25 protein-coding genes are annotated in these 26,122 nt (G+C 67.9%); 11 read left to right on the forward strand and 14 right to left on the reverse strand.

The features are described 5' to 3' along the window. The first annotated feature begins 39 nt into the window (after positions 1–39). The 4 genes from AC23D6_RS12050 to AC23D6_RS12065 all read left to right on the forward strand — a co-directional run bounded on the left by AC23D6_RS12050 (position 40) and on the right by AC23D6_RS12065 (position 4,367). Positions 40–795, forward strand: coding sequence for an SDR family oxidoreductase (locus AC23D6_RS12050; protein ID WP_487749497.1), 756 nt, complete (start codon positions 40–42; stop codon positions 793–795). A 429-nt stretch (positions 796–1,224) separates the two neighbouring features. Next, a complete protein-coding gene (locus AC23D6_RS12055) occupies positions 1,225–3,462 on the forward strand; it encodes a CocE/NonD family hydrolase (RefSeq protein WP_487749498.1) in 2,238 nt (745 codons plus the stop codon). A gap of 153 nt (positions 3,463–3,615) precedes the next feature. Continuing rightward, on the forward strand, positions 3,616–3,840 hold the full coding sequence (locus AC23D6_RS12060) for a hypothetical protein (protein WP_487749499.1): 225 nt from the start codon (positions 3,616–3,618) through the stop codon (positions 3,838–3,840). A gap of 5 nt (positions 3,841–3,845) precedes the next feature. Continuing rightward, the gene (locus AC23D6_RS12065; protein ID WP_487749500.1) at positions 3,846–4,367 is read left to right on the forward strand and encodes a nuclear transport factor 2 family protein; all 522 of its coding nucleotides are present in this window, start codon (positions 3,846–3,848) and stop codon (positions 4,365–4,367) included. A gap of 63 nt (positions 4,368–4,430) precedes the next feature. Here AC23D6_RS12065 and AC23D6_RS12070 read toward each other — a convergent pair whose 3' ends face one another. Then, positions 4,431–4,631 carry a hypothetical protein gene (locus AC23D6_RS12070; protein ID WP_487749501.1) on the reverse strand — a complete coding sequence of 67 codons (201 nt, stop codon included), beginning with the start codon at positions 4,629–4,631 and terminating at the stop codon, positions 4,431–4,433. Positions 4,632–4,702: 71 nt separating this feature from the next. On the opposite strand from AC23D6_RS12070, the gene AC23D6_RS12075 reads away from it, so the two are divergent. Further along, positions 4,703–5,032, forward strand: coding sequence for a hypothetical protein (locus AC23D6_RS12075; protein ID WP_487749502.1), 330 nt, complete (start codon positions 4,703–4,705; stop codon positions 5,030–5,032). A gap of 6 nt (positions 5,033–5,038) precedes the next feature. Here the strand turns inward: AC23D6_RS12075 and AC23D6_RS12080 are convergent, their stop codons facing one another. The 3 genes from AC23D6_RS12080 to AC23D6_RS12090 form a co-directional block, all read right to left on the reverse strand. Further along, positions 5,039–5,470: a nuclear transport factor 2 family protein gene (locus tag AC23D6_RS12080; protein ID WP_487749503.1), complete on the reverse strand. Its 432-nt coding sequence runs from the start codon at positions 5,468–5,470 to the stop codon at positions 5,039–5,041. A gap of 136 nt (positions 5,471–5,606) precedes the next feature. Beyond that, positions 5,607–5,978, reverse strand: a complete 372-nt coding sequence (locus AC23D6_RS12085; protein WP_487749504.1) for a YciI family protein — start codon at positions 5,976–5,978, stop codon at positions 5,607–5,609. Positions 5,979–6,052: 74 nt separating this feature from the next. Then, positions 6,053–7,285 (reverse strand): cyclic di-GMP phosphodiesterase, encoded by a 1,233-nt coding sequence (locus tag AC23D6_RS12090; RefSeq protein WP_487749505.1) that lies wholly within the window; start codon positions 7,283–7,285, stop codon positions 6,053–6,055. Positions 7,286–7,387: 102 nt separating this feature from the next. Here AC23D6_RS12090 and AC23D6_RS12095 point away from each other — a divergent pair, with 102 nt between their 5' ends. The 4 genes from AC23D6_RS12095 to AC23D6_RS12110 all read left to right on the forward strand — a co-directional run bounded on the left by AC23D6_RS12095 (position 7,388) and on the right by AC23D6_RS12110 (position 10,399). Continuing rightward, positions 7,388–7,792 carry a GFA family protein gene (locus AC23D6_RS12095; protein WP_487749506.1) on the forward strand — a complete coding sequence of 135 codons (405 nt, stop codon included), beginning with the start codon at positions 7,388–7,390 and terminating at the stop codon, positions 7,790–7,792. Positions 7,793–7,917: 125 nt separating this feature from the next. Next, on the forward strand, positions 7,918–8,613 hold the full coding sequence (locus tag AC23D6_RS12100) for a TetR/AcrR family transcriptional regulator (RefSeq protein ID WP_487749507.1): 696 nt from the start codon (positions 7,918–7,920) through the stop codon (positions 8,611–8,613). Positions 8,614–8,697: 84 nt separating this feature from the next. Then, positions 8,698–9,909 carry an NAD(P)/FAD-dependent oxidoreductase gene (locus AC23D6_RS12105; RefSeq protein WP_487749508.1) on the forward strand — a complete coding sequence of 404 codons (1,212 nt, stop codon included), beginning with the start codon at positions 8,698–8,700 and terminating at the stop codon, positions 9,907–9,909. A gap of 73 nt (positions 9,910–9,982) precedes the next feature. Next, positions 9,983–10,399, forward strand: coding sequence for a hypothetical protein (locus AC23D6_RS12110; RefSeq protein WP_487749509.1), 417 nt, complete (start codon positions 9,983–9,985; stop codon positions 10,397–10,399). Positions 10,400–10,555: 156 nt separating this feature from the next. Here AC23D6_RS12110 and AC23D6_RS12115 read toward each other — a convergent pair whose 3' ends face one another. The 7 genes from AC23D6_RS12115 to AC23D6_RS12145 form a co-directional block, all read right to left on the reverse strand. Beyond that, a complete protein-coding gene (locus tag AC23D6_RS12115) occupies positions 10,556–10,993 on the reverse strand; it encodes a hypothetical protein (protein WP_487749510.1) in 438 nt (145 codons plus the stop codon). A gap of 4 nt (positions 10,994–10,997) precedes the next feature. Next, positions 10,998–11,201, reverse strand: a complete 204-nt coding sequence (locus AC23D6_RS12120) for a PspC domain-containing protein (RefSeq protein ID WP_487749511.1) — start codon at positions 11,199–11,201, stop codon at positions 10,998–11,000. A gap of 39 nt (positions 11,202–11,240) precedes the next feature. After that, positions 11,241–11,612, reverse strand: a complete 372-nt coding sequence (locus AC23D6_RS12125; protein WP_487749512.1) for a YfeK family protein — start codon at positions 11,610–11,612, stop codon at positions 11,241–11,243. Positions 11,613–11,620: 8 nt separating this feature from the next. Further along, entirely contained in the window at positions 11,621–12,691 is a 1,071-nt protein-coding gene (locus AC23D6_RS12130) for a class III poly(R)-hydroxyalkanoic acid synthase subunit PhaC (protein ID WP_487749513.1), read from the reverse strand. Further along, positions 12,688–14,100 (reverse strand): class III poly(R)-hydroxyalkanoic acid synthase subunit PhaE, encoded by a 1,413-nt coding sequence (phaE, locus tag AC23D6_RS12135; protein ID WP_487749514.1) that lies wholly within the window; start codon positions 14,098–14,100, stop codon positions 12,688–12,690. Before phaE ends, AC23D6_RS12130 begins: the two co-directional genes overlap by 4 nt. 70 nt (positions 14,101–14,170) lie before the next feature. Continuing rightward, complete coding sequence (pssA, locus tag AC23D6_RS12140) at positions 14,171–14,785, reverse strand: CDP-diacylglycerol--serine O-phosphatidyltransferase (RefSeq protein ID WP_487749515.1); 615 nt, start codon at positions 14,783–14,785, stop codon at positions 14,171–14,173. A 201-nt stretch (positions 14,786–14,986) separates the two neighbouring features. After that, the gene (locus AC23D6_RS12145; protein WP_487749516.1) at positions 14,987–16,825 is read right to left on the reverse strand and encodes a 3-hydroxybutyrate oligomer hydrolase family protein; all 1,839 of its coding nucleotides are present in this window, start codon (positions 16,823–16,825) and stop codon (positions 14,987–14,989) included. Between the two features lie 133 nt (positions 16,826–16,958). Here AC23D6_RS12145 and AC23D6_RS12150 point away from each other — a divergent pair, with 133 nt between their 5' ends. Both AC23D6_RS12150 and AC23D6_RS12155 read left to right on the forward strand, forming a co-directional pair. Beyond that, entirely contained in the window at positions 16,959–17,726 is a 768-nt protein-coding gene (locus tag AC23D6_RS12150; RefSeq protein ID WP_487749517.1) for a 3-hydroxybutyrate dehydrogenase, read from the forward strand. An 80-nt stretch (positions 17,727–17,806) separates the two neighbouring features. After that, on the forward strand, positions 17,807–18,472 hold the full coding sequence (locus AC23D6_RS12155) for a response regulator (protein WP_487749518.1): 666 nt from the start codon (positions 17,807–17,809) through the stop codon (positions 18,470–18,472). 1,224 nt (positions 18,473–19,696) lie between these two features. On the opposite strand, the gene AC23D6_RS12160 is transcribed toward AC23D6_RS12155, so the two are convergent. From AC23D6_RS12160 to AC23D6_RS12170, 3 genes are all read right to left on the reverse strand, one after another. Continuing rightward, complete coding sequence (locus AC23D6_RS12160) at positions 19,697–20,185, reverse strand: NUDIX hydrolase (RefSeq protein ID WP_487749519.1); 489 nt, start codon at positions 20,183–20,185, stop codon at positions 19,697–19,699. A gap of 95 nt (positions 20,186–20,280) precedes the next feature. Next, on the reverse strand, positions 20,281–23,622 hold the full coding sequence (locus tag AC23D6_RS12165) for a hybrid sensor histidine kinase/response regulator (RefSeq protein WP_487749520.1): 3,342 nt from the start codon (positions 23,620–23,622) through the stop codon (positions 20,281–20,283). 238 nt (positions 23,623–23,860) lie between these two features. After that, positions 23,861–26,080, reverse strand: coding sequence for a TonB-dependent receptor (locus tag AC23D6_RS12170; protein WP_487749521.1), 2,220 nt, complete (start codon positions 26,078–26,080; stop codon positions 23,861–23,863). Positions 26,081–26,122: the final 42 nt, after the last annotated feature.

The raw sequence follows: 26,122 nt of genomic DNA on the forward strand, positions 1-26,122 counted from the left end.
CAGGACAGTACTGACTCCCCAACCCACCTGGAGTTCAGTATGAGCACGATTACTTTGGTGACCGGTTCCAGCCGCGGCCTGGGCCGCAACACCGCCTTGAGCGTGGCCCGCAGCGGCGGCGACGTCATCGTCACCTACCATTCCCGCGCCGCCGAAGCCGAGGCCGTCGTCGCCGAGATCCTGGCCATGGGCCGCAAGTCCGCCGCCCTCCCGCTCGACGTCGGCAATGTGGCCACCTTCCCGGGCTTCGTGGATCGCCTGCGCGACGTTCTTGTCTCTACCTGGCAGCGCACGAGCTTCGATCACTTGGTCAACAACGCCGGCCACGGCGAAATGGCCACGATCGCGGAGACGACCGAAGCGCAGTTCGACCATCTGATCAACGTGCATTTCAAGGGCGTCTTCTTCCTCACCCAGGCCCTGTTGCCGCTGATCGCCGATGGCGGGCGCATCGTCAACCTCTCCACGGGACTGACCCGCGTGTCGTATCCGGGGTTCTCGGCCTACGCCGCGGCCAAGGGTGCCATCGAGATCCTGACCGTCTATCTGGCCAAGGAACTGGGCAGCCGCGGCATCACCGCGAACGTGGTGGCACCCGGCGCGATCGAGACCGACTTCCTCGGCGGCGCCGTGCGCGACATGCCCGACCTGAACAAGGTCTTCGCCGAGATGATCGCGCTGGGCCGCGTCGGCGTGCCCGACGACATCGGGCCGATGATCGCCGGCCTGCTCGGCCCCGAGAATCGCTGGGTTACCGCACAGCGCATCGAAGTATCGGGCGGACAGGTCATCTGATGTCAGCCGCCGGGCCCGCGATCGCGGGCCCGGTCTCCCTTTCCCGACGTGCTCGAAGGAGAATCATCATGAGATTCCATGAAGGCCCACGCCTGTCCACGTTGCTCGGCGAAAGCGAACAACGCGCGATGCGAGCGGTGTCGACACGCGCGCTGCAGGAGGTATCGGGCAAGCTTCCTCTCCCGCCTTGGCGCCCTGTCAGCAACACAACCTCACGCGCTGACGAGGCGCTCCGGATCATTCGGGGAGGATGACGTCGGTACCGCCGAGCAGGTGCAATGCCCGTCGTCTGTTCTGCCGTTCCGCCAACCACTCTCCAGCGCGCCACGTGCCCGTTTCGTCACCGACGGGCCCGGTTTCGTCGCATCGCTCTTCCCCGCCACGGCCTTGCGTGCAAAGCTTCCCGCGCCCTCCACGGACCGGACCAACATGAGACTGCTGCTGGGATTCCTGCTGACGGCACTCGCCCTCCCCTCCTTCGCCCAGACAAAGGATCTCCGCGTCCCCGCAGGCCTGCAGGGCGGCCAGGTCGAGGCGGCAATGACCACGCTGGCGCGCGATGCGCTGGCGGTCTATCGCGACGAGGATCCCCAGCGCGACTTCGCGACACGGTTCCGCCTGCAGCTCGTCGCCGGCCAGTACGCGCAGGCGGTCGACAGCATCCTGGCATTGCGGACGCTGCGTGGCGATGCCCCGTCGCAACCTCCGCAGTTCCTGCAATACGAGATCCACGCGCGCGCTAAGACGGTGCAGGCGCAGCATGGGATGGCGTACGCGCAGGCGTGGCGACAGGTCTTCGCCGAGCGTTTTGGCTCACTGGACGACCGGACGGCATTGCAGGCGGAGTTCTCGTTCGGCACGTCGCTTGCTCGGGTACGGGGCGAGCTTGATGCGGCCTTGGCCAAGGTTGCGGGCCGGTCACGGCTGCCACTGCCCGAGGCCATCGACCTGGTCCGCGCCTATCAGGTGTACGCGGCCTATGCCGCATTCCAGCCCCTGTTCGCCGGCGCGCTGCAGGAGGACGATGCGCGTCGCTACGTCATCGATCGCGACGCCCTGCTGACCACGCCTGAGGGCGCGCGGATCGCCGCCCTCATCGTGCGTCCGGCGAAAGCACCGCCGCTGCCCACGCTGCTCCAGTTCACCATCTACGCCAATGATGACGTGGCATGGGGCGATGCCAAGACGATGGCCGCGCACGGCTACGCCGGCGCGGTCGCTTACAGCCGTGGCAAGGGCCGCAGCCCCGACGCGATCGCCCCCTTCGTCCACGACGGCCGCGATGCGGCCGCGGTGATCGCCTGGATCGCCGCGCAGGCGTGGAGCGATGGCCAGGTGGGCATGTTCGGCGGCAGCTACAACAGCTTCGCGCAGTGGGCCGCGGCGAAGTACCGACCGCCCGCGCTGAAGGCGATCGCCACGTCGGCGTCGGCGGCGCCCGGCATCGACATCCCGATGGAAGGCAGCGTCTTCCTCAATTTCATGTACCCGTGGCCGCTGTACACCGCGAGCAGCCGCTGGCTGGACGATGCGCGCTACGGCGACAGCGCGCGTTGGGCGAAGCTAGACCATGACGCCTACGCCAGCGGTCGAGCGTACCGCGAGCGATCCGCCCTCGATGGCAGTGCGAACCCGGTCTTCGCCGAATGGCTGCGCCATCCCGCCTACGACGGCTACTGGCAGGCGATGATCCCGCAGGGCGAGGACTATGCAGGCATCGATATTCCGGTGCTCGCCACGACGGGTTACTTCGATGGCGGACAGGCCGGCGTGCTGCATTATCTGCGCGAGCATCTTCGACACCGCCCGGACGCCGACCACACGCTGGTGATCGGGCCTTACGAACACATCACCATGCAGACGGGCGTACCGCCGAACGTGCAAGGCTATGTGCCGGATGCCGCCGCGCGCATCAACCTGCAGGCGCTGCGGTTGGCGTGGTTCGACCATGTATTGAAGGGCTCGCCGAAACCGGAGCTGCTGGCAGGACGCGTGAACTGGCAGGCCATGGGCACCGATGCCTGGCGTCACGCGGACACGCTGGACTCCATGGCCACGCGCACGCAGGCGTTGTGCCTGGCCCCGGGCGCATCGCCGGATGTCTACACGCTGTCGGCGCAGCCGCGAGCCGGGGTCGTTGCCCGCCAGCGCGTGGATTTCGGCGATCGCAGTGACGCCGGATGGACACCGCCCCAGCAAGTGGTCAACACCCGCTTGGACCCGACGTTGGGTCTGGCCTTCGTGGGCGAGCCACAGGCGCAAGACATGGAACTCGCCGGTCCTTTCGGCGGGGTGCTGGATTTCACCGTCAACAAGCACGACGTGGACCTGGCGATCGGTGTGTACGAACTGAGCGCCGAAGGCCAGTACCTCGACCTCGCCTGGTGGCTGCAGCGTGCGAGCTACGGCGAGAATCGCCGCAAGCGCCGCCTGTTGCAGCCCGGCGCGCCGCATCGCCTGGTCGTGAAGGACACGCGCCTGCTCGGGCGCAAGCTGGCGGCGGGCAGCCGGCTGGTGGTCACGCTCGGCGTCATCAAGCAGCCCGATCGTCAACTCAACCTCGGCAGTGGCAAGGATCCATCGGACGAAGTGCTTGCCGACGCGGGTGAGCCGCTCGAGATCCAGTGGCACGGCAGCAGCTGCCTGACGTTCGGCCTGCGCGACTGACCGGCGCGGTCCGCGTGGCGCATCCGCTTCAGCCCGACTGAACCAGCTTCCATCGCCATGAGGGCCGTTTCGTCGCAAGCCGGTTGTCCGCAGCGGCGACGCGGCGCGAGGATCCGGGTGTGCCGGTTGTCGGCGCCCGCCCAAGGAGCCTTCATGAAGACCCTCGTCGCGCTTGTCGCCTGGTGCATCCTGTTCGTGCTGTGCTGGCCGCTGGCCCTGCTGGTGCTGGTGCTGTGGCCAGTGGTGTGGCTGGTGTCGCTGCCCTTCCGGTTGGTGGGCGTCACGTTCTCCGCGTTGTTCGCCTTCCTACATGCGCTGCTGATGCTGCCGGCGCGCCTGTTGGGTGCGCGCCCGCGCTTGGCGGCCACGCCGGCATGACCGCCATGCGCACTCCACGGACGCTGGTGTTGAAGCGCGCGATGCCCACGCTGGTGGGCCTCGTGCTGTTGGCCTTCGCTGGCCGCACCGGCGCCGCGGCACCGGCCGAACGTTCGCAGGACGACCTGACGCGCACGGTGGCCGCACTGGATGCGGCCGTGTTCGATGCGTTCAACCACTGCGAGGACCCGGCGCAGCTGGCGCGCCATGCGGACTACTTCGATGCGGCGGTGGAGTTCTATCACGACAACGGCGGCGTCACCTGGACGCGCGAAGAGATGATCGGCCGCACGCGCGAGAACGTCTGCGGCAAGTACCAGCGTCGCCTGGTGCCGGGCTCGCTGAAGGTGTATCCGATCCGCGGCTACGGCACGATCGCGCAGGGCGAACACACGTTCTGCACGACCGGCGGCAACGACTGCGGTGGCATGGCCGACTTCACCATGGTCTGGCGCGAGCAGGAAGGTCGTTGGCAGATCACCCGGGTGCTGAGCTACGGCCATCGGCCTGCCCCGCCCGCGCCCTGACGCGCCGCGACTTCGCACTGGCTTCACACACGGCCTCTCGCCCGCCCACGCCCGGCATGGACGCTAGGCCTGCACTCCTGCAGGCTGACGGAACTTGACGATGGCGAGCATGCCGCTTCCCTCCACCACGACCCACTGGATCCGCCGGCTGCGCCCCCTCGCCTGGGGCGGCGCCGTTGCGCTGTTGATCGCCCCCTGGGTGGCGATGCGGTTCACGTCCGACGTGGCCTGGACGGGATCGGACTTCGCCCTGTTCGGCGCCATGTTGCTCACCGGCTGCGTCGCTTTCGAGATCGCGGCGCGCGGCGCGGGCGCCGGCGTATCTCGTCGCGAGCGTGATCGCGCTGGGCGCCGCGTTCCTGCTGGTGTGGGCGAACCTGGCCGTCGGGATCGTCGGCGAACCCGCACACCCGGCGAACCTGGCCTTCATGGCGATCCCACTGGCCGGCATCGCGGGCGCCCTGCTCGCCCGCCGGCAGCCCCGCGGCATGGCCGTCACCCTGGTCGTGATGGCGGGCCTGCAGGTCGTGGCAGCCGGGTTGGCGCTTGGGACCACGGTGCAGGCACCGCGCGGATTCCTGCTGGGTTTCACCGCCGCGTATGTCGCGGTGTGGCTGCTGTGCGCGGCCCTGTTCCGCAAGGCGGCCGACGCAACGCCGCGATAGGCGGCATCAGCGCGGCTTGCTGTGCCACAGCGCGTTGACGATCACCCAGCGACCGTCGAAGCGGCCCATGTGGAAATGATCGACGAACCACGGTGTTTCCAGGCGCACCGCGGCGGTCTCGGCGGTGACATCGAGGACGCGGCAGCTCCGGTTCCACTGCTCCTTCGGCGTCTTCAATACGCCCTGGCGGGTCAGCTCCACCAGTTCGTCCTTCGACATCCGGCGCAGGCCCAGCCGCTCGTAAGGCGTGTCGCCGACCACGGCGCGCTTGGCCAGGTCCGGATGCAGCGCGCGCGACACCCGCGCCGGGTCGCCTTCGAGCTGGCCATCGATGTAGTCCAGGCAGGTAGCCTCGATCGCGGCCAGGGTAGCGGCATCGGCGGTGGGGGCCGGCGTCGCGGCAGCGGCCGCCGCCATGACCAGGGAAAGCAACGACATGCGGAACTCCTTCGCGTTTGTTCGGGGGATGGCCTTCGGGTCTGCCCGGTCACGGGAATGACGCGGCGGGCGGGCCATGCTGGCGCAAGCACCCGCCGCGTCCACGTGCCGGAAGTTGGTCGACCGCCGTCGTCTTTCAGCCGCCGGACATGCCGCCGTCGGGCGCTTCTTCGATGGCGCGCACCTCGCACTCGATGTCCCACTCATCCCCGTGCACCTGCAGGAAGCGGCGCGTATGGGCGATCGCGTCCTCCAGCGAATCGGCCTTGAGGATGGCGAAGCCGCCGATGACCTCCTTGGCCTCGGTGAACGGGCCATCGGTCACCCGGATCTCGCCGAAGCGCGAGCGCACGCGCGCGCCCTGCGCACTGGGCATCAGCCCGGCGGTGTCGAGCAGCACGCCGGCGGCGGACATCTCGCCGATCAGTGCCATCATCTCGGTCATCAGGCGTTCGCTGGGTTGCTGGCCGGTGGTCTCGTCGACCCGGATCATCGAAAGGAACCGCATGGTCTGCCTCCTGAGGCATGGGAACTGCTCCAGCGACGCGCGACGGCGGCGGGAATCGACATTCCGGCGGTGGATCAGGGCAGCCAGAGTTTCTCGAGTTCGCGGAAACCCCAGCTGGCCGGGGACTCGACGCTGACGATGCGCTCGCGGTCGCCGGCGGTGGCCAGGTCGACGTCCGTCATGAGCAGATGGGTGCGCGACTTGGTCGAATAGAACACGCGCACGCGCGGGGCCAGCAGGGTGGCCGGATTCTGTTCGACCACCACCGCCAGGCGGTCGCTGGACAGACGCACGAGGGCGCCGATGGGATAGATGCCCACGCTGCGCACGAAGGCTTTCAGCAGCGTCTGGTCGAAGTGGCCCTGCCAGCTGGCCATGCGGCGCAGCGACTCGGCCGGATCCCAGCCGGCCTTGTACGGACGGTTGGAGGTGATGGCGTCGTACACGTCGCAGATCGCGCTCATCCGTGTCAGCAACGGCAGTTCGGCGCCGGAGAGCCGCTGCGGATAGCCCGCGCCGTTGAATTTTTCGTGGTGGTGGCGGGCGATGTGCAGGATCGCCTCCTGGGCGATTCCGCCCTCGCGCAACAGACGTTCGCCATGCACGGGGTGCTGACGGACGATGGCGAATTCCTCTTCGGTCAGCTTGCCGGGCTTGTTGAGCACGTCCTGGGGCAGCAAGGCCTTGCCCATGTCGTGCAGCAGGCCGCCCAGGGCGGCTTCGCGCACCTGGTCTTCGTGCAGCTCCAACTGGCGCGCCAGCATCGCCATCAGCGCGCCCACGGCGACCGAGTGCAGGTAGGTGTAGTCGTCGGCGTCCTTCAGCCGGGCCACGCTGACCAGCGCGGTCGGATGGCGTTCGACCGAGCCGGTGATTTCGTCCAGCAGCGGCAGCACGTGCTGGGCGTCCACGCCCTGCCCCAGCCTCACCTCCCGGAACATCGCCTCCACCGCCTCGCGGCCGTCGTCGCAGATCCGGCGGGCCCGGGCGAGTTCGGCGCCGAGACCCGCATTGCCGTCGGGCACGACCACGCGGCGGCGCTCGAGCACCGGATCGGCTGCAGGCGGGGCCGAGAGGGTCGCCGGCTCCGCGATGCCGTCGGCCCCCTCCGTGTCCAGCTCGACCTCGACCTCGCTGCGTGCCAGATCCACGATCACCTGCTCGACCCCGCTGTCCTGCAGTTCGGACAGCCGCGTCTCGTCCAGCAGGAACGAGGTCCGCCAGAACGGATGCTGCATCCACGGCCCGACCAGCTTCTGGACGAACATCCCGGGGCGCAGGTCGGCGACGTCGAGGGTCCTCAGCATGCATGTCTCCGGCGGGCTGGGGTCCAGTATTCTCCCGGGCGACGACCCGGACCAGCGGGGGAACCCCTACACCCCGGGAGCGATATCGGCACAGGAGGCCCCATGCTGAAGACCTATACCGGCCGCTGCCACTGCGGTGCGGTCCGCTTCGAGGCGGACATCGACCTGACCCGGCCGACGTACCGCTGCAACTGCTCGGTCTGCCGGCGCAACCGCTTCTGGCCGGCCATCGTCACCCCGGACCGGTTCCGCCTGCTCGCCGGTGAGGAGGCGTTGACCGAGTACCGTTTCAACACCCTGCGCAACTCGCATCACTTCTGCCGCACCTGCGGTGTGCGTCCGTTCGGCATCGGCAACAACGTTCCGGAGGGCGAGCGCATCTATGGCGTCAACCTGGGTTGCCTGGAGGACGCCACACCCGAAGAACTCGCCGCCGCACCGATCACCTACGTCGACGGTGCGCACGACCGCTGGCAGGCCCCGCCCACGCTGACAAGCTATCTGTAAGGCCTCTCGCGGCGGCCGAAAATACCCCCGGCCCACCGCTCGAATCGTGTCATGGGATTGCCACAGTCATGCGCCCTTTTGCTAGGCTGCGGAAACGTCGACACCCGGTCGCGCAGGGACTTCCCGTGAGCATTTCCTCCGAATATCTGGAAAACGTTTTCACCGACACGCACCCCGCCGGCGATTCACCGCTGCGCCCGCGCCCGCAGGTCGAACTGTGCCGGCGCGGCGAGATCCGCGCGGAGAAATTCCTCGACGCTGCCACCGAGGTGTTCGCCGAGAAGGGCTACCAGCATGCGCGCCTGAGCGAGATTGTTGCCCGCGCCGGCGGCTCGCTGGCCACCCTGTACCGGATCTTCGGCGACAAGGAGGGCCTGGCCAGCGCCATCCTCGAGCGCCGGCTGGACATGCATACCCACCTGCTCCGCGACCTCAACCTGACCGAGCTGCCACCCGAACAGGCGCTGCGCCGCGTTGCCATCCGCATGGCGCAGTTGATGGCCCGCACCGACTCGCAGGTGGTCTATCGCATCGTGATCGGCGAGGGCCAATCCTTCCCGGCACTGCGCGACTGGTTCTTCGATCACGCCGTGGCGTCCATCCGTGCCACCCTGGCCGACTACTTCGAACAACAGGTGGCTGCCGGCCGCATGCAGCTGGCTTCGCCCAAGGCGGCCGCCGCGCAGTTCTACATGAGCCTGTTCGGCGACCAGATCGTGCGCCTGGCCGCGGGCAGTACCCAACTGCCGGACGTGGATACGCTGGAAGCACAGGCCCTGGCCGCCGTGGAGCTGTTCCTGCAGGGCACCCTGCCGCGCTGAGCGTGCGGCGCGGGTCAGCGTCTCCTTCACCTGCGCCTGCGCGCCCTGATGCCAGCATGGGGCATCGCGTTACATGGGCAGGGCATGGATCTCAAGAGCGGCTACCCCTACTGGGCGGTCAAGAACGGGCTGATGCACGCATTCCCGGCGTTGCAGGCCGACCATCGTTGCGATGTTGCGATCGTGGGGGGCGGCATCACCGGCGCTCTGGTCGCCGACCGGTTGGCGGCCGAGGGATTCGACGTCGCCGTGTTGGAGCAGCGCGACATCGGCTGGGGCAGCACGGCAGCCAGCACCGCCCTGCTGCAATACGAGATCGATACCCACCTTGTGGACCTCGCGCGCCGTTACGGCGAAGCCGACGCCGCCCTCGCCTACCGCGCCTGCGCGCAGGCCATCGAGATGCTGGGAGACATCGCGTCGCCCTGGCGCGACGTGGAATTCGCGCGCAACGACAGCCTGTATTACGCGAGTCGCCGTCGCGACGTGGCTGCGATGAAGGACGAGTACGAGGCGCGGCGGCGCCATGGGCTGGCGGTGACGCTTCTCGACAGCGCGCGCATCCGCGACGATTACGGGTTCGACGCCCCGGCCGCCCTGCTCAGCACGCAGGCGGCGCGCGTGGATCCGTACCGGCTGACGTATCGCCTGCTCGCACGCCTGCAGCGCCAGGGGGCCGGCATCTTCGATCGCACCTGTGTGGTCGACCTCAAGACGACCCCCCGGGGCGTCGCGTTGCGGACCGCCTCCGGCGCGTGCGTGCGTGCCAGGCACGTGGTGCTCGCCGCCGGCTATGCCAGCCAGCACTGGCTGCAGCGACGGGTCGCACGCAACCGCAGCAGCTATGCCCTGATCACCGATCCCCTCCCCGCCGAGCGCCTGGGCTTCCTGCGGGACACGCTGCTGTGGGAGACCGCACGCCCCTACCTCTACGCACGCAGTACGGCCGATGGACGCCTGCTTCTGGGGGGCGAGGACGACGCCGTCGACATTCCCGCGCGACGTGATGCGCGTGTGCAGAAGAAGGCCCGCACGCTGGTGAAGCGCCTGCACCGCCTGTTCCCCGGCCTGGACGTCACCCCGGCGTTTTCATGGGCCGGCACGTTCGCAGAGACGGCCGACGGCCTGCCGTTCTTCGGCGCTCACCCGCAATGGGGACCGCGCGTCCACTTCGCGATGGCCTACGGCGGCAACGGCATTACCTACAGCGTACTCGGCGCCGACCTGCTGAGCGCACGGCTGCGACGACAGCGGCACGCATTGTGGCCGCTGTTCTCGTTCGAACGTTCGCCCTGACCGCGCGACGTTGACATCCGCGTCATCCCCCGCGCGTCACCCTGCCGGGACGTCCACCGCAGGAGACGACACCATGCCCCGTGGAGACAAGTCCGCTTACACGGACAAACAGAAGCGCCAGGCCGAACACATCGAAGAAAGCGAAGTGGAACAGGGCCGTCCACGCGAGGTTGCCGAACGCATCGCGTGGGCCACCGTCAATCAGCAGGACGGAGGCGGCAAGCGGTCCGGCGCGGGCCGCAAGACGGCCAAGAAGACCGCAAAGAAGGCGCCCACGAAAGCGGCCAAGAAAGCGACGAAGAAGGCTGCCAAGAAGACGGCGACCAAGAAAACCGCTGGCAAGACCGCCAAGAAGGCCGTGCGGAAAGCCACGAAAAAGACGGCCCGCAAGACCGCAAAAAAATCCGCGCCCCGCAAGACGGCGCGGAAAACCACCAAGAGAGCCGCTGGGAAGAAGACCGCCCGCACACGCAGCGCGCACGGCGGATGAACGACATGAGAAGGCCCGGTCACGTCGGGTGCGTCCCGGGTGGCTGGGCCCTCCTTGCCGATCCGCATCGAACGGGTTCTTTGCGGGCTTCGGACGATGCAGACGCTACGCGCGTCGGCGTGGGCAGGCAGTGAAAGACCGCATGCCGCTCGTCGGTCAGCCCGGCCACCAGCCCTTGCCCGTCAGCGCATAGCGATCAGCGGCGCGCTCGAACGGATTGCGCACGCTGACGCCACCGCACAAAAGATAGACCGGCAGGAACAGCGGCCCCAGCACCATGTACTGGTAGACATGCGCCCGCTCATGGTCGCCCAGGCGGATACGCGGGTGCTGCGTCCGGCCGGCGCGATGCTCGTAGGTGATGCATTCCGATTCCAGCGTGTCGCCGGTGTGGAGGATGGTGTTGCCGAAGGTGATCGCTCCGCCGGGTCCCCAGGGCCAGCGATGGAAGACAAGGGCGAAATCGCGACCGCTCCATTCCATGCGCGCGCCGAAGGCCATGCCGGCGACGCCGGCGAGCACGCCGATCAGGGTGTTGGGCACCGCCCACACGACGCCAAGCACGCGAGCGACCCACAGCCCCGCGGGCGCCATGGCATCAGTCCTGCTCGTTCGGCATCAGCAGCCAGAGGATCAGGTAGACGAGGATGCCGGGGAACGCCGCGGACGCGATGGAGACGATCACGAAGATCACCCGCAGCAACGTGGCGCTCCATCCATAGCGGTGGGCGATGCCGCCCATCACGCCCGCGATCATGCGGTCGTTCAATGACCTGGCAAACGGCTTGGATGCAGCAGTCATCAGCAACTCCCCACGGTTGTCCCCAGCCAGTCTAGCGCGTCAGCGCGCCGATGCGGCTGAACCGCGCAATGCGTCGAGTTTCGTCCTGAACCAGCTGGCCGCCGGCTGCACCGGCTGGCCCGGACAGCGCACCTGATAGGCGCGTCCGCTGATGCTGCTCTTGCTGGCGGCGCGTTCGATGAACTGCTCGGCGGTATCGGCCAGATTGCGCTTCAGCAGGTAGTCGTACTTGCGTTGCAGGTGCTTGCGTGCCTCGTCGCGGCCATGCCATGTGCCATTGCGTTGGAACTCGCACGACGACGCCGACAGGGCATCCATCAACCCCTGGATCTCGCGTTGGGCAGCCGCGGACGGCGCGGCCTGCGCGGCGTCCGGCAACAGCACCGCCAGCAGGACCAGGATGCCACGCATCGTCGGGCTCATCGTGTGCGCTGGCCGAGCCAGTGATGGATCGCCGTGGGTACTTCACGCTGGGCGCGGCTGGAGACATAAATGCCGATATGTCCGCCCTTGAAGCTCAACTCGGTGTAGTCCGCCGTACCCACCACGTCCTTCAGCGCGCGCGACGCATCCGGCGGCACCAGATGATCCTGTTCGGCATAGATGTTCAGCACCGGCATGTCGACGAAGCCCAGGTCCACGGTCTCGTCGCCGATCCGGATGCCGCCCTTGATGAAGCCGTTGCGCTGGTAGAACTGGGTGATGAACTGCTTGAAGGCCTCGCCAGCGAGGTCCGGCGAGTCGAAGATCCACTTCTCCATCCGCAGGAAATCTTCGATCGCGCGCTTGTCGTCGAGGATGTCGACCAGGCCCACGTACTTCTGCAGGTTCAGCCGGAATGGCTTCAGCATCAGGTAGCACGCGTTCATCATGTCGGCGGGCACGTTGCCCAGCGCTTCGACGAACAGGTCCACGTCAAGCTCGCGCGTCCAGTGCGACAGCATGTTGTCCGGTGTGTGGAAATCCACCGGCGTGACCATGGTGATGAGGTTCTTGACCTTCTCAGGATGCAGCGAGGCATAGCACAGCGAAAACGCGCCGCCCTGGCAGATGCCCAGCACGTTGACCGCATCGCGGCCGCTGCTGTCGCGCAGGTGGTCCACCGCGCCGTCGATGAAGCGATTGATGTAGTCGTCGAGTTCGAGGAAGCGGTCGGAGCGGTCCGGGTACCCCCAGTCGATGACGTAGACGTCCTCACCCTGCGCCAGCAGGCCCTTCACCAGCGAGCGGTCGTGCTGAAGATCCACCATGTACGGACGGTTGACCAGCGCATAGACGATCAGCAGCGGGACCTTCGCCGTCGGCGCCTTCTCGCCGACGAAGCGGTACAGCACGACCTTGCCGTCGCGCCAGACTTCCTGCTTCTGGGTGGCGCCGTAGTGCACATCCTCCACCTCCGGCAAGGTATGCAGGCCGGCGGACAGTTTCTGCGTCAGCGTCGTGGCTTCCTGGGCCAGCGCTTCGGCGGTGAAGTTGAGCGGTCCGTTCACTTGCCTTTACCCCGCTTCGCCTTCTTGGCGGCCTTGGGCGGCTCGGCCGTCGCCGCGCGCGCGGCATTGCGCGCCACCCAGTCCTTCATCGACACGACCGACGCTGGCTTCGCGGCAGGTGCCGGCGGCTTCTTCGTCGCCTTCGACACCGGCGGCTTCTTCACCGACTTGGCGGTGGATTTCGCCGCCTTCGCCGGCTTGCGCGGGGCAGCCTTGGTTGGCGCAGGCACGCGCTCCTGCTTGGTCACGGCCGGCGCGACGGCGGCGACCGCGCGTCGCGCGCGCTTCTTGGCGGCGGTCTTCTTGGCCGCCGCACGCGGCTTGGGCGCAGCCTTCGGCGGTGCCGGCTTGCGACGGGTCGGGGCACGCTTTTTTGCGACCTTGCGCTTCGTCGGTGCGGGCGCCTTCGCGGGTTTCGCTTCCACCGGCGCCGGGGCCGACGTTTCTTCTGGCACGTCGACAGGCTGCGCCGTGGCACGCGCTGCAGGTGCGCGCCGCGCGGGCGCCGCCTGCGCACGCGTCAGCTTCCGCAGCGCGCGCTCCAGTTCGACGATCTTGCGATGCGCGGAGTCCACCTCGGTGCGGGTCGGCATGCCGAACAGCGCGCAGACCTGCTCCACCTCGCGCTGGACGCCCAGCCGCAGGCGGGCCTGCGCGTTGGCGAGGCCGCCATAGACGTGGCGGAAATCGTCCGACATCGCGACCTGCGCGTAGGCCTCCTCGGCCGCGTCGATCCACAGGTCGAACAGCGCGCGCGCGTTCTGCAACTGGCGGCCGGGCTCGGCGTGTTCTTCCAGCTTGCGTTCGAAGCGCACGAACGCGTCCTGCGCCACCTTCAACATCAACTGGTCGTACTCGCCGACACGATGCTGGTAGTCCTGGTAGGCCTGCGCCAGGTGCTGCCAGCGCTCCTGGTGCTCGCGTGCGAGGCCGAAGGTCGGCAGGTGCAGCCAGCGGTCGCCATCCCGTTGCAGATTGTCCAACCACGGGCGCATCTGCTGCATCCAGCCATCCAGGCCATGCGCACCACCCTGCATGTGGCGGAAGATGTCGGCGAACGGGTTGTGGGCGGGCGCAGGCTCGGCCATGCCGAGCGCAGAGCGCCAGGCACGCCCGATGTCGGTGGCGTCGTGGTCGCGGCCGGTGAACTGCGCGGAGACCTGCTGCATCTGGCCGAACCACTGGCTCGCCTGCCGCTGGAAGCGGCCCACGGCCTCGTCCACCTGCGCCTGCCCGCCGGGCACCAGCTTCGACCACCAGTCGACCGTCTGCTGCCAGCCCGGCACGGCGCCGGGCATGGACATGGTCGGCGTTGCGCCGGCCTGCCGCAGGGCATCGCCCCAGAGACTCCAGTACTGCTGGGCTACCGATTCGAAATCGCCCGGCCACGGTGGAACGGAATTTGCCATGTGCCCTCCCTTCCCGACCGATTCTAGCCGCGGCCGGCGGCACGTGCATGACGCGCCGTCACCTCACAGCTCACGGCTTCGGAATGCGCAGGGTCTTGCTGATCATCAGCGTGCCCGACACCGCATACAGCAGCACCAGCGGATGCAGCAGCCACGGTCCCAGCTTCAACGCCCCCAGCCACAGCTGCGGCCCCACGTGGCCAAGATAGGCCGCGATGGCCAGCAGCACCACGAGCAGCAGGCTGGTGGGGATCGGCGTGCCCTCGAAATACTTCACCTTGTCGCCCCCGTCGGCGAGCGTTTCGGCGGTGACGTTGTAGCGCGCGAGCCGGCTGACGCCGCAGGCGACGAAGTACGACAGCACCAGCCAGTCCCAGCCGCCCTGCATGCCGCAGGCATAGGCCAGCGCCGCCGGGGCCACGCCGAAGGAGATCACGTCCGCCAGCGAGTCCAGTTCCCGCCCCAGCACCGACGCCTGCTTGCGCCACCGGGCCACCCGACCGTCGAGGGCGTCGAAGATGAAAGCCAGCGGGATCAGCGCCATGCCGATCATCAGGTCGCGCAGGATGCCCTCCTGCAGGAAGCGCATCGCCGCGAAGATCGCGCCGGTACCGCAGAACGCGTTGCCCAGCGTGAACCAGTCGGCCAGCTGGAAGTCGCGGATCATCGAGAAGTGTCGGGACATGGCGGCACGCGTGACCAGGAACGGCCTACAGGGTAAGCCGAACCGGGTGAAACCGTCGTGGGGGCGTGATCCCCTGTTGCGGGAGCGACGTAAGTCGCGAAAAGATGCCAGACATCCGGGGATGAATCAGGACGACGGGCACGCCCTGCCTTCTGGACTTCGCCCAATCGCGACTTACGTCGCTCCCACAACCGTCATCCCCTACCTCGGAATCGCAAACTGGCTCGTTTCCACGCTACCCGTGCCCCGCGGCTGCGCGCTGATCAACGCATTGGCCGGCAACTCGCGGCGGCCATCGAGCGTGGCATCGACCTGGTCGAGCGCGGCGTAGACATAGGGCAGTAGCGGCACATAGCGCGCGCCGTAGGCCGGCAATGCGAGGAACCCATCGAAATGCTGCGCGTGGCGTACTTGCCAGTAGCGCACGTCGGGATTCGCGGCACGCGCGGCGTCCACATAAGGCGCACTGGAAAATGCGGGCGGCACCAACCCGTCGTCCAGGCCATGGATCACCACCACCGGCCGGCGCGTCCGCGGGTAGCGCGCGGCGGTCTGCGCGATGCCGGCCTGCACCCGGCGCGCCTCGTCGCTCGTGCCCGTCTGCAGCGCCCGCAGGCACTGCAGCCCCGGCAGGGTGAAGTCCGGCGGCGCTAGCTTCGTGTCCACGATGCCCACGCCGGCCCCCGGCGGAATGCCGCTGCCGTCGGACCACCACGCGGCGCGCTCGGCGGCGCTTGCCGTGCGTGCGCTGAAGTCCGGGTTCTGCGCCGAGAATGCGAACCCGCACGGATGTTCACCCACACCGTAACGGCCATAGGCTGAGGCGTACGTCACCGCCACCGCACGCCACAGATCGAAGCCCACGCTCAGCGCGCCGGCCACCAGCGCCTCGTCGGTCCAGCCATTCGCTTTCAACTGTGCATGCGCCGACGCTGCCTGCGCTTTCGCATCGCCTCCGCTGACGAGTCCTGCCGCCTTCAGCGTGGCGCAGCGTGCCGTCCACAACGGTTCCACCTGCGCGCGCAGCGGCGGCTGCGGCAGCGTCTCCGCCGGCAGGTCCAGCAACGCGCACGGCATCAGCAGCGCCGCCTCGGTGGTGTAGTCGTACAACGAGCGCGCACCCGTCGCGTCCGCGGCGTAGATGTTGGGCTCACCGGCGACGACGGCATCCAGCCAGCCGCCCTCTTCCTCGCTGGCGCGAAGCACGGCGCCGCCGCCGTTCGAGATGCCGACCGCGATGACACGCGTATTGTCGAAACGGAACGGCGCTGCCTGCGGGAACGCCTGGTCCAGCGCGGCCAGCGCGAACTCGGCCGCCTGCTTCACGTGACGGCCCCAATCCGCTTCCGGATTGTCCTTGGAATGCGCGTGCTTCACTGCCACGCCGCTGGCGCCGACCGGCGCATCGGGCACGAAGGCCAGCGCATCCGTGCCCAATGCGCCAACGGTGCCGTCCTCGCGCGCGCCCTGCTGTTCGTCGAGATCGAAGTAATCCGTGCCCGCGCCCTTGTCGGTGTAGGCGACCGCACAGCCCTTCGGCAACGCCCAAGGCGCGGCGACGGCGATCGCACCGTAGATGCCCCGCGAACCCGACGAGGCGGTGACCACGATGCAGCGCTTCGTCGCATCGAAGCTGTCCGGCACCTGCACCAGCACGCGGTGCGGCTGGGTGGCGCCGGGGACTTTCGCCAGCGCGGAATACTCGCGGCCGGGAATGCTGGCCACGCTGCCATAGGCCTGGCCGTAGCCCCCGGTCGGTGACAGGTCGGCGATGCCGCGCCAGTTCGCCCAGATCGCGCGGCGGCGCAACTCGGCGGCGGTGGGGTGCGCCGGATCGGCGAACGCCGGCGCCGCCATCGCACGCAGGCCGTCGAGCCCCAGGCCGGCGGTGAGCAGGTCGTCGCTGCCGCGGTGCTCGGTGGTGTGCTGGGGCTGGATCATGTGGGCCACCGCTTCGGGCTTGGGGGGCGTACTGCTACAGGCGGCGAGAAGCACCGCGCCCAGCAGGACGCCACGGGTAATGCGCGTGTTCGCGTTCATGCGTGGAAAGCGTCCAGGGTTCCGGTCAATGCCACGAAACTACCCTCCGCAGGAAGCGCCGTCATCGTACTTTGGTACCACGAACCGCGCGCGCCTGCCTGCTACCCTAGCGATGACACGCAGGAGCTCCCCCATGCAACCCACCCACACCCTCCTCATCACCGGCGCCGCCAGCGGCATCGGCGCCGGCATCGCCGCGCAGCTGGCCGAAGCCGGCCGCCACGTCATCGTCAGCGACCTGAACCTCGAGGCCGCCGAAGCGGTCGCCACGCAGATCCGTACCGCAGGCGGCTCCGCCGAAGCCGTGGCGCTGGACGTCACCTCGCAGGACAGCATCGACGCGGCGCTGGCGACGATCTCGCGACCCATCGACGTGCTGGTCAACAACGCCGGCCTGCAGCATGTTTCGCCGCTGGAAGATTTCCCGATCGAGAAGTGGGATTTCCTCGTCCAGGTCATGCTGGTCGGCGTGGCCCGCCTGACGCGCGCGGTGCTGCCCGGCATGCGCGAGCGCGGCTTCGGCCGCATCGTCAACATCGGCAGCATCCACGCGCTGGTGGCGAGCCCGTACAAGAGCGCCTATGTGGCGGCCAAGCACGGCCTGGTGGGTTTCTCCAAGGTGCTGGCGCTGGAAACCGCCGACACCGACATCACCATCAACACGGTCTGCCCCAGCTACGTGAAGACGCCGCTGGTGGACAAGCAGATCGCCGACCAGGCACGCACGCGCGGCATCTCCGAGGCCGACGTGGTCAGCCAGGTGATGCTGAAGCCGATGCCGAAGGGCGTGTTCATCGGCCTGGACGAACTGGCGGGCATCACCGCCTTCCTCACCTCGCCGGCCGCGCGCAACATCACGGGGCAAACGATCGTGGTGGACGGCGGCTGGACCGTGCAATGAAGCGAGCCGGGAGTGAAGAGGAGTGAGAAGCGAGCGAAAGCCCACACCTTACTCACTCCTCTCCGCTCACTCCTGCCCCCATGCCCAACCTCCTGATCGCCGACGACCATCCGCTGTTCCGTGCCGCCCTGCGTGGCGCGGCCGTCGATGCCGTGGCGCAACTGACGGTGCGCGAGGCCGAGTCGCTGGACGGCGTGATCGCCACGCTGGAAGCGCACGACGACATCGACCTGGTGCTGCTGGACCTGCACATGCCGGGCAATCATGGGCTCGCGGGATTGGCGGCGATCCGCGCGCAGTTCCCGGCGGTCGCGGTGGTGGTGGTATCGGCCAACGACGATCCGCGCGTGGTGCGGCGCGCACTCGATCACGGCGCGGCCGGCTACCTGCCGAAAAGCTCCGGACTGGACGAGCTGCGCGATGCCATCCGCAGCGTGCTCGCCTGCGAGCAATGGCTGCCGGCCTCACTTCGCGCCGCGGTGGCGCGCGCGCAATCCTCGGAACACGACACCGAACTGGCCGGTCGCCTGGCCAGCCTCTCGCCACAACAGTTCCGCGTGCTGACGCTGGTCGCGCAGGGCCTGTTGAACAAGCAGATCGCCGACCGCCTGGACGTTCAAGAGCGAACCGTCAAAGCGCACCTGTCCGCCATCTTCGACCGCCTCGGCGTGCGCAACCGCACGCAGGCCGGCGTGGTGCTGCGCGAACTGGAACTGGCAGATCCGGCGCGGCAGATCGAGGGCTGAGCACGGCGCAAACCGCATCGGCATCTGCTCACTGCAAAAGCAAGATGGGTCCCAGCATTCGCTGGGACGACAGAACTTTATTTCCCTTGGAACCTCATCCCCCTTCGGAACGTCATCCCAGCGAAAGCTGGGATCCACTTTGCTCCTGCCGTTGCCTGCGCTGGGGTATCAGCAGCAAAGCAAGATGGGTCCCAGCGTTCGCTGGGACGACGGTATTGTCATCCCGGCGCAGGCCGGGACCCAGTGCCTTTCGCTTGCACGCATGACGGGTGTCCAAGTCGCTGGGTCCCGGCTTTCGCCGGGATGACGGAGCATTACTCCCCTTCAGAACTTCATCCTCCTTCGGAATGTCATCCCAGCGAAAGCTGGGATCCACTTTGCTGCTGTCGTTGCCTGCGCTGGGGTATCGGGAACAAAGCAAGATGGGTCCCAGCGTTCGCTGGGACGACGGCATTGTCATCCCGGCGCAGGCCGGGACCCAGTGCCTTTCGCTTGCACGCATGACGGGGATCCAAGTCGCTGGGTCCCGGCTTTCGCGGGATGACGAAACTTTATTGCCGTTAGGAGCCTCATCCCCCCTTCGGAACCTCATCCCCCTTCTGAACGTCATCCCAGCGAAAGCTGGGATCCACTTTGCTCCTGCCGCTGCCCGCGCTGAGGTATCAGTAGCAAAGCAAGATGGGTCCCAGCATTCGCTGGGACGACAGCGCCGTCATCCCGGCTCAGGCCGGGATGACGGCTTATCGCGTGAAACAATCCGCCGGCACGGCCGACACCGGCACGGCCGACACCGGCACTGGTCATAATTTAGCCACACGCCTTGACAGCGTTGCGCCACAACGCGCGCCGATGCTTATCCACATGTTGGTCGACAGACCATCCACATGCGGTGTGGACAACCCCGAAACCCACCGGTCACGCACTGGTCAAAAATTCACCACATATCTTGACAGGCCCGCGGCACAAGGCGCCGACGCGGTTATCCACATGGTTTCCCCAATGTCATTCCACAGGGAATGTGGACAAGCAGGGACGTGGAACACGCGACGCCCTCTGTAGGAGCGACGTCAGTCGCGACCGTGGACCCTGGCCTCCTGTACTCAGATGGATGACCGGAACGAGGAGGAACATGCGTCTTGGGAATCAGCGCTGATCCATGGTGCAGTGCCCATTTGGATTCCGGTCGCGACTGACGTCGCTCCTACAGGGTCGGGCAGCCCGGCCTCAGATCCGAGAGTAGTCCCACGAGACCATGCGGCCCTCGTGGTACGGCATCACGCCGTGGAAGCCGCGCGGGTCGTCGTCGAACACCAGGGGCAGGAAGTGGCGGTCGCCGTCCCAGAGCGGCAAGTCCAGGATCTTCTCCACCGGTACCCACTCCAGCGTGCCTTCGGGATTGGTCTCGTACGGAGTACCGCTGTACGCGGTGATCACGAAGACGAAGCCCAGCCAGTCCTCGCCGTGCTTGCCGAAGCCCGGCCAGCTGATCGTCCCGCGCAGCGTCATCGCGTCGCAGACGATGCCGGCCTCCTCGTGGATCTCGCGGCGCATGCCGGCCACCACGTCCTCGTCGCGCTCGATCTTGCCGCCCAGGCCGTTGTACTTGCCCAAGTGCTGGTCGTCGGGGCGCGCGTTGCGGTGGATCAGCAGCACCTGCGAACGATCGGGCGAGAGCACGTAGCCGAGGGTGGCGACGATGGGGGTGTAGGGCATGCGCGAACTCCGGAATCCAGGCGCGCATTCTAGCGATTGCTGCTGTGGGCGCGACGTAAGTCGCGATGGGCCGCTGGCAAACCCGAGATCGCGACTTACGTCGCTCCCACATCAGAGACCCGCGCGGCCAACAATCGGTCCAGCACCGATTTCAGCGCCAGCGGCCGCACCGGCTTGGCGAGCAGCGGGAGGTCGGCATCGCGCACCGCGCGGCGCACGGCCTCGGTCTGGTCGGCGGTGAGGATCAGGCAGGGCCGGGCGCCGTGCGCGCTCCGCAGGCGTTCGGCCAGTGCCACACCGGTATCGCCATCGTCCAGATGGAAGTCGAATAGCCACAGGTCTGCCGAACGCTCACACAGCGCCGCCTCCGCGCCTGCGCTTCCCACCGCGGCGGCCACACTGCAGCCCCAGCCCTCCAACACCTGTCGCAGCGCGGACAACGCTGCCGGATCGTTGTCGACGGCCAACACGTGACGACCGGCGAGACCCGGCTTGCCGAAGGACACCGGCGCCGGCGCGGGCGTGGCCACGCGCACCAATTCCACCGCGAACACGGCGCCCTGTCCCAGCCGGCTACGCAGCGACAAGGGCGCATCGAGCAGCGCGGCGATGCGATCGGCGATCGACAGGCCCAGACCGAGACCCTGCCCCGGGACGTCGTCGCCACGACGGAACTCCTCGAAGATCCGCTGCTGCTCGGCCTCGGCGATGCCAGGCCCGGTATCCCACACTTCAACGCGCAGGCGATCGCCCCGCCGGCGCACGCCCAGCAGCACGCCGCCGCGCGCGGTGTAACGCACCGCGTTGGCGAGGAAGTTCTGCAGGATTCGGCGCAGCAGCTGAGGGTCCGTGTGCACCCAGGCGCGGGTCGGCACGATGTCGAACGAAAGACCCCGTTCGTTCGCCAGCACGCGGAACTCGGACGCCAGTGGTTCCAGTACTTCCATCAGCGGCAGGTCGCGAGGCTCCGGCAGCAGGCCGCCGGCTTCGAGCCGCGACATGTCCAGCAGGCCTGTCAGCAGGTCGGTGGTGGAGTCCAACGCGCCGCGCACCTGCAGCGCGGTGTCGCGCTGGCGTGCTTCGGACAGCTGCTGCGACAGCGCATCGGTGAACAGCTGCGCCGCATGCAGCGGCTGCAGCAGGTCGTGGCCGATGGCGGTCAGGAAGCGGCTCTTGGCATCGTTCGCGTGCTCAGCCTCGCGCTTGGCGGTTTCCAGTAGCGCGGTGCGCTCGGCGACCCGCTGTTCCAATGTCTCGTTCGCCTGCTTGAGTTCGCGTTCGGCCTGGCGCGATGCGGTCACGTCGGTGTACGTGGCCACGAACCCGCCGCCCGGCATCGGATTGCCGCGAATCTCGACGATGCTGCCGTCGGGGAACACGCGCTCGGTCAGGTGCGGCGTACCTGCGCGCATGAAGGCCAGGCGCCGCTCCAGCGCGCGCTCGTCGTGGCCGCGCTGCGGCATGCGCGCGAGTGCCCAGCGCGTGAGTTCGGCGATCGGGCGCCCGACCTGCAGCAGCTCGGCGGGAAAGCCGAACATCTCCCGGTAGCGCCGGTTCCATGCCACCAGCCGTTGCTCGCGGTCGATCACGCTGATGCCCTGGCTCATGTTCTGCAGGGCGGCCTCCAGCACCTGCTGGTTGAAGCGCAGGTCCTGCGAGACCTCGCCGACGATGGCGGCCACGGTTTCCAGGTCGCCGCTCTCGCGCCTGGCAGCGTCCAGCAGCAAGCGTGCGGAGGCGGAACCCAGGACCGCGGACAGTTCGCGTTCCAGTCGCGCCTCGATCACGCCCGGCACTGGTCCGCTCCGCGGGGCGTCGGCGAGCAGTTCCTCCACGCGTTCGCGCGGCAGGAAGCGACGGCCGGCATCACGCAGCGTTTTCGCATCGAAACCGCGACTGTCGAGCCTGCGCGGTGTCGTGCCGCGCCAGCCCATCACGAGCAGCGTTACTGCCGTGCCGAGGAACAGGCTGACGCCGACCGCGCGACCCAATCGGCTCCAGCCGGTCAGGCCGAAGAAGCCGTCGGGCGACAGGCCGGCGATGCCGAACGGGCCTTCCTGCAGCCACGCAGGCGCCAGCCCACGCGCATCCATCGTCACCGGCAGCAGCAACAGCCAACCCCATACCAGGAAGCCCACGAAGATTCCGGCGATGACCGCGCGTGGTGGCGTCTGCGGGCGCCAGATCGCGAATCCCAGCGCCGGCGCCAGCGTGGCCAATGCCGAAAACGACACCGCGCCGACGTCGGCCAGCGCGTCGTTGCCGGCGACCAGACGGCTATACGCCCACGCCAGCAGCATTACCGCGACGATGCCGATGCGCCGCTGGGCGAGTACCGCACCGCGCAGGTCGCCGCCGGTACCGCGCAGCCAGCCGCCACGCAGCAGGCCCGGCGCCAGCCAGTGGTTGCCTATCATCAGGCTCAGCGTAAGCGTGCTCACCACCACCATGCCGGTGGCCGCGCTCAGGCCGCCGAGGAAAGCCAGCAGCGCCAGCCCCTGCTGCCCCTGGGAGAGCGGCAGCGCCAGCACATAGAGATCGGATGGCACCGCATCGCCGAACATCGCGCCGCCGGCGCGCGCCAGCGGCAGCAGCGGCGCCGCCATCAGCACCATGTACAGCGGGAACAGCCAGCGTGCGGTGCGCACATGCCGCTCGTCGCGGCACTCCACCACGCCCACATGCACCTGGTGCGGCAGGGTGAACATCGCCAGCACGCCCAAGGCCACCAGCGGCATGAAACCGTAGGTGGCGGACGGGGACGCCTGCACGGGTGCCACGTGGGGCAGGTCCGGCAAGCCCCACCAGACGAACAGGCCCAGCGCGAGCATCGCCGCCAGCTTGAACAGCGATTCGAAGGCCATCGCGAGTACCAGCCCGCGGTTGTGCTCCACTGCACTGGCGCGACGGGTGCCGAACAGCATCGCGAACACCGCCATCGCCAGCGCCACGTACAGCGCACTGTCCTGCCAGGCGGGTAGCGCGTCGTTGCCGGGCGAACGCGTGAGCAGTGCGAAGCTCATCGCCACGGCCTTCAACTGCAGCGCGATGTACGGGATCAGGCCCAGCGCGGCGATCAGGGTGATGGTCGCCGCCAGCCATCCGTCCTTGCCCAGGCGCGTGGCGATCAGGTCGGCCAGCGAGGTGGCGTTGGATTCGTGCGCCATCCGTACCAGCTTCACCAGCAGGAAGGCGCCGAACACATACAGCAGGATGGTGCCCACGAACGTCGGCGGCAGCGGCCAGCCGTAGCGCGCCGCTTGCGTCACCGTGCCGAAGAACGTCCACGAGGTGCAGTAGACCGCGAGCGACAAGGCGTAGATGTAGGGCCATTGGACCGCCAGCACGCGCGGATGGCGCTCGGCATACAGCGCCGAGCCGAACAGCACACCCAGCCATAGCAACCCAGCCAGCACCACCACGCTGACGCTCAACATGCGGTGCTCCACGTAGCGTGCGCTGCCCGCATGACCTCGTGGTGTTCGAGCCCGTGCGTCGATCCCACTGCGGCGGTCGAGGCGGCATCACGACCGTACCGTGCAAGGCGAGCGGCGGATTCGGCGATCGTGCGCATGGCGCACGCTACGTGAGGGAGGGACATGCCAGCGAGCATAACGCAGCAACGGCGGGCTTTCGCCCGCCGTTGCCGTTCCCGCACCGTGGCCTTGCGCGTACTCAGAAGTCGTAACGCGCGGTCAGGCTGTACTGCCGCGGCGGACCGTAGAAGCCGGTCAGCACGCCGTAGGCGGCGATGTTGTAGCCGGTGGTCCGGTACTCCTCGTCGGCCAGGTTGGTGCCCTGCAACGACAGGCTCCACGCGTCGTCGAGCTTCCAGATCACGCCCGCGCTTACCAGGCCGTAGCCTTCCTGCCGGATCAGCGGACTCAGGTCGGTGGTCGGCCACACTTCGGACTGGTACGAATAACCCACGCGCGCGGACAGGTTGCCGCCGTTGGCCAGGTCGGTGCGGTACTCCACATTGATCGCGCCGGAGAACTCCGGTGCGTTGGTGAAGCGCTGGCTGTCGGCCACGTTGACGCCGCTGGTGATGAACTCGTCGTACTTCGCGTCCAGCCAGGCCAGGTTGCCGCTGATCAGCCAGTTTGCCGTCGGCAGGAACTGGTACTCCACTTCCACGCCGTTCACGGTGCCCTTGCCGGCGTTGGTGAAGTCGCCGAAGAAGCTCTGCGAACCGTTCGGCAGCGTGTACGAGGTGAACACCGACAGCTGGATGTCCTCGTACTTGTTGTGGAACGCCGACAGGTTCAGGAACAGGCGCTGGTCGAGGAACGACATCTTGCTGCCGATCTCGAAGCTGTCGACGGATTCGTCGTCGAACGGCTCGCCCGAGCGCGGCACCGCCGTGGTGTTGGCGCGGATGTTGTAACCGCCCGACTTGAAGCCGCGCGAGGCCAGGCCGTAGACCATGATGTCCGGGGTGATCTGGTAGTCCAGCGACACCTTCGGCGAGACGTTCTTGAAGTTGACCGTCTTGTTGAAGTTCGCCGCCGTCCCCCACGAGGTCGTGTACTGGTTGTTGGTGTAGAAACGGTTCAGCGCGATGGCATGCTTGTCTTCGTCCGTATAGCGGGCGCCCACGTCCAGCTTCAGGCGGTCGGTCAGGTCGAAGGTCCAGTCGGCGTACAGCGCGATGCTCTTGGTGTTGACCACGCCCTGGGTATCGCCGAACAGCGGATTGGTCAGGCCGGTGGCCAGCAGCGGGTTCCAGAAGTAGTTCAGCACCTGGCCGCCGGCGTCGCCGTTGAACCAGTACAGGCCCATCACGCCGCGCGCGCGGCCGCCGCCGTCGTAGTTGGCCTGCAGTTCCTGGCTCACCTGGCTGTCGCTGTAGAACGCACGCACGTCCACCAACGGCAACGGCGTGGTGTCGAAGTCGATATTGGTCTCGGTGTCGGACTCGCGCTTGGCGGCGACGTACTTGAACGCCCAGTTATCGCTCGGACGCCAGTTGGCCGTCACCGAGGCACCCTTCATCTCGGTGTCGTTGATGTTCTTCATGCCGCTGCGGATGTCGTAGCGGTCGCTGGTCGGCGGATAGGCCGGCGCCAGCGGATTGGGCGCCAGCATCTTCGCGCCACGCACGCCGGACTGGTCGTCCATGTAGTCGAAGGCGAACTGCACGTCGAAATCGTCCTGCGAGTACGCGCCCAGCTGCATGCGCACCGCATTGATTTCCTTGTCGCTGACCTCCTGCCCGGTATAGGTGTTATCGCCGAAGCCGTCGCGGTTCATGCTGGCCACCGAGACGCGACCGCGCAGGCCACTGTCCTTGCCGCCGATTTCGCCACCGAGGGCCGCCTTCACATCCAGCTGGTTGTAGTTGCCCACGGTGACCGAGGCGAAACCGGTGGTTTCCTGCGGCAGGCCGCGCGAGATGTACTTGATCGCGCCGCCGATGGTGTTCTTGCCGTACAGCGTGCCCTGCGGGCCGCGCAGCACTTCGATGCGCTCCACGTCGAACACGTCCAGCAACGCGCCCTGCGGGCGGGCGATGTAGACGTCGTCCAGGTAGATACCCACGCCCGGGTCCACGCCCCACAGCGGATCGGCCTGGCCCACGCCGCGGATGTAGGCGGTGACGGTGCTGGTGGAGCCGCGCGCCGCGTATACGGTCAGGTTAGGCACCTGCGCGTCGAGGTCGCCGAGGTCCTTGATGTTGAGCCTGTCCAGCGTCTCCGGCGTGAACGCAGTGACAGCCACCGGCACGTCCTGCAGGGTCTCCTCGCGCTTGCGCGCGGTGACCTTGACCGAATCCAGCGTGGTGGCGTTGGTGGCTGGCGATGCGCCGACCGGCGCGGCGTCCTGCGCCCATGCCACCGGCACGGACGACAACAGGACGCAGCCGATGGCCAGGCTCAAGTGCTTGCGCTTCATGGGTCTCCCCTCCTCCCGGGTATGACGTTGGCGGCGGGCGGT

The organism is Pseudoxanthomonas sp. G3, from assembly GCF_057654715.1.

Coding starts and splice junctions, on each gene's coding strand:
- AC23D6_RS12090 (WP_487749505.1), bottom strand. CDS start 7,285: ATGCTGAGGACCCTCGACGTCGCCGACCTGCGCCCCGGGATGTTCGTC.
- AC23D6_RS12050 (WP_487749497.1), top strand. CDS start 40: ATGAGCACGATTACTTTGGTGACCGGTTCCAGCCGCGGCCTGGGCCGC.
- AC23D6_RS12115 (WP_487749510.1), bottom strand. CDS start 10,993: ATGGCGCCCGCGGGGCTGTGGGTCGCTCGCGTGCTTGGCGTCGTGTGG.
- AC23D6_RS12085 (WP_487749504.1), bottom strand. CDS start 5,978: ATGCGGTTCCTTTCGATGATCCGGGTCGACGAGACCACCGGCCAGCAA.
- AC23D6_RS12080 (WP_487749503.1), bottom strand. CDS start 5,470: ATGTCGTTGCTTTCCCTGGTCATGGCGGCGGCCGCTGCCGCGACGCCG.
- AC23D6_RS12145 (WP_487749516.1), bottom strand. CDS start 16,825: ATGAACGCGAACACGCGCATTACCCGTGGCGTCCTGCTGGGCGCGGTG.
- AC23D6_RS12150 (WP_487749517.1), top strand. CDS start 16,959: ATGCAACCCACCCACACCCTCCTCATCACCGGCGCCGCCAGCGGCATC.
- phaE (WP_487749514.1), bottom strand. CDS start 14,100: ATGGCAAATTCCGTTCCACCGTGGCCGGGCGATTTCGAATCGGTAGCC.
- AC23D6_RS12095 (WP_487749506.1), top strand. CDS start 7,388: ATGCTGAAGACCTATACCGGCCGCTGCCACTGCGGTGCGGTCCGCTTC.
- AC23D6_RS12120 (WP_487749511.1), bottom strand. CDS start 11,201: ATGACTGCTGCATCCAAGCCGTTTGCCAGGTCATTGAACGACCGCATG.
- AC23D6_RS12170 (WP_487749521.1), bottom strand. CDS start 26,080: ATGAAGCGCAAGCACTTGAGCCTGGCCATCGGCTGCGTCCTGTTGTCG.
- AC23D6_RS12065 (WP_487749500.1), top strand. CDS start 3,846: ATGCGCACTCCACGGACGCTGGTGTTGAAGCGCGCGATGCCCACGCTG.
- AC23D6_RS12160 (WP_487749519.1), bottom strand. CDS start 20,185: ATGCCCTACACCCCCATCGTCGCCACCCTCGGCTACGTGCTCTCGCCC.
- pssA (WP_487749515.1), bottom strand. CDS start 14,785: ATGTCCCGACACTTCTCGATGATCCGCGACTTCCAGCTGGCCGACTGG.
- AC23D6_RS12105 (WP_487749508.1), top strand. CDS start 8,698: ATGGATCTCAAGAGCGGCTACCCCTACTGGGCGGTCAAGAACGGGCTG.
- AC23D6_RS12070 (WP_487749501.1), bottom strand. CDS start 4,631: ATGGCGCCGAACAGGGCGAAGTCCGATCCCGTCCAGGCCACGTCGGAC.
- AC23D6_RS12155 (WP_487749518.1), top strand. CDS start 17,807: ATGCCCAACCTCCTGATCGCCGACGACCATCCGCTGTTCCGTGCCGCC.
- AC23D6_RS12060 (WP_487749499.1), top strand. CDS start 3,616: ATGAAGACCCTCGTCGCGCTTGTCGCCTGGTGCATCCTGTTCGTGCTG.
- AC23D6_RS12055 (WP_487749498.1), top strand. CDS start 1,225: ATGAGACTGCTGCTGGGATTCCTGCTGACGGCACTCGCCCTCCCCTCC.
- AC23D6_RS12110 (WP_487749509.1), top strand. CDS start 9,983: ATGCCCCGTGGAGACAAGTCCGCTTACACGGACAAACAGAAGCGCCAG.
- AC23D6_RS12125 (WP_487749512.1), bottom strand. CDS start 11,612: ATGCGTGGCATCCTGGTCCTGCTGGCGGTGCTGTTGCCGGACGCCGCG.
- AC23D6_RS12165 (WP_487749520.1), bottom strand. CDS start 23,622: ATGTTGAGCGTCAGCGTGGTGGTGCTGGCTGGGTTGCTATGGCTGGGT.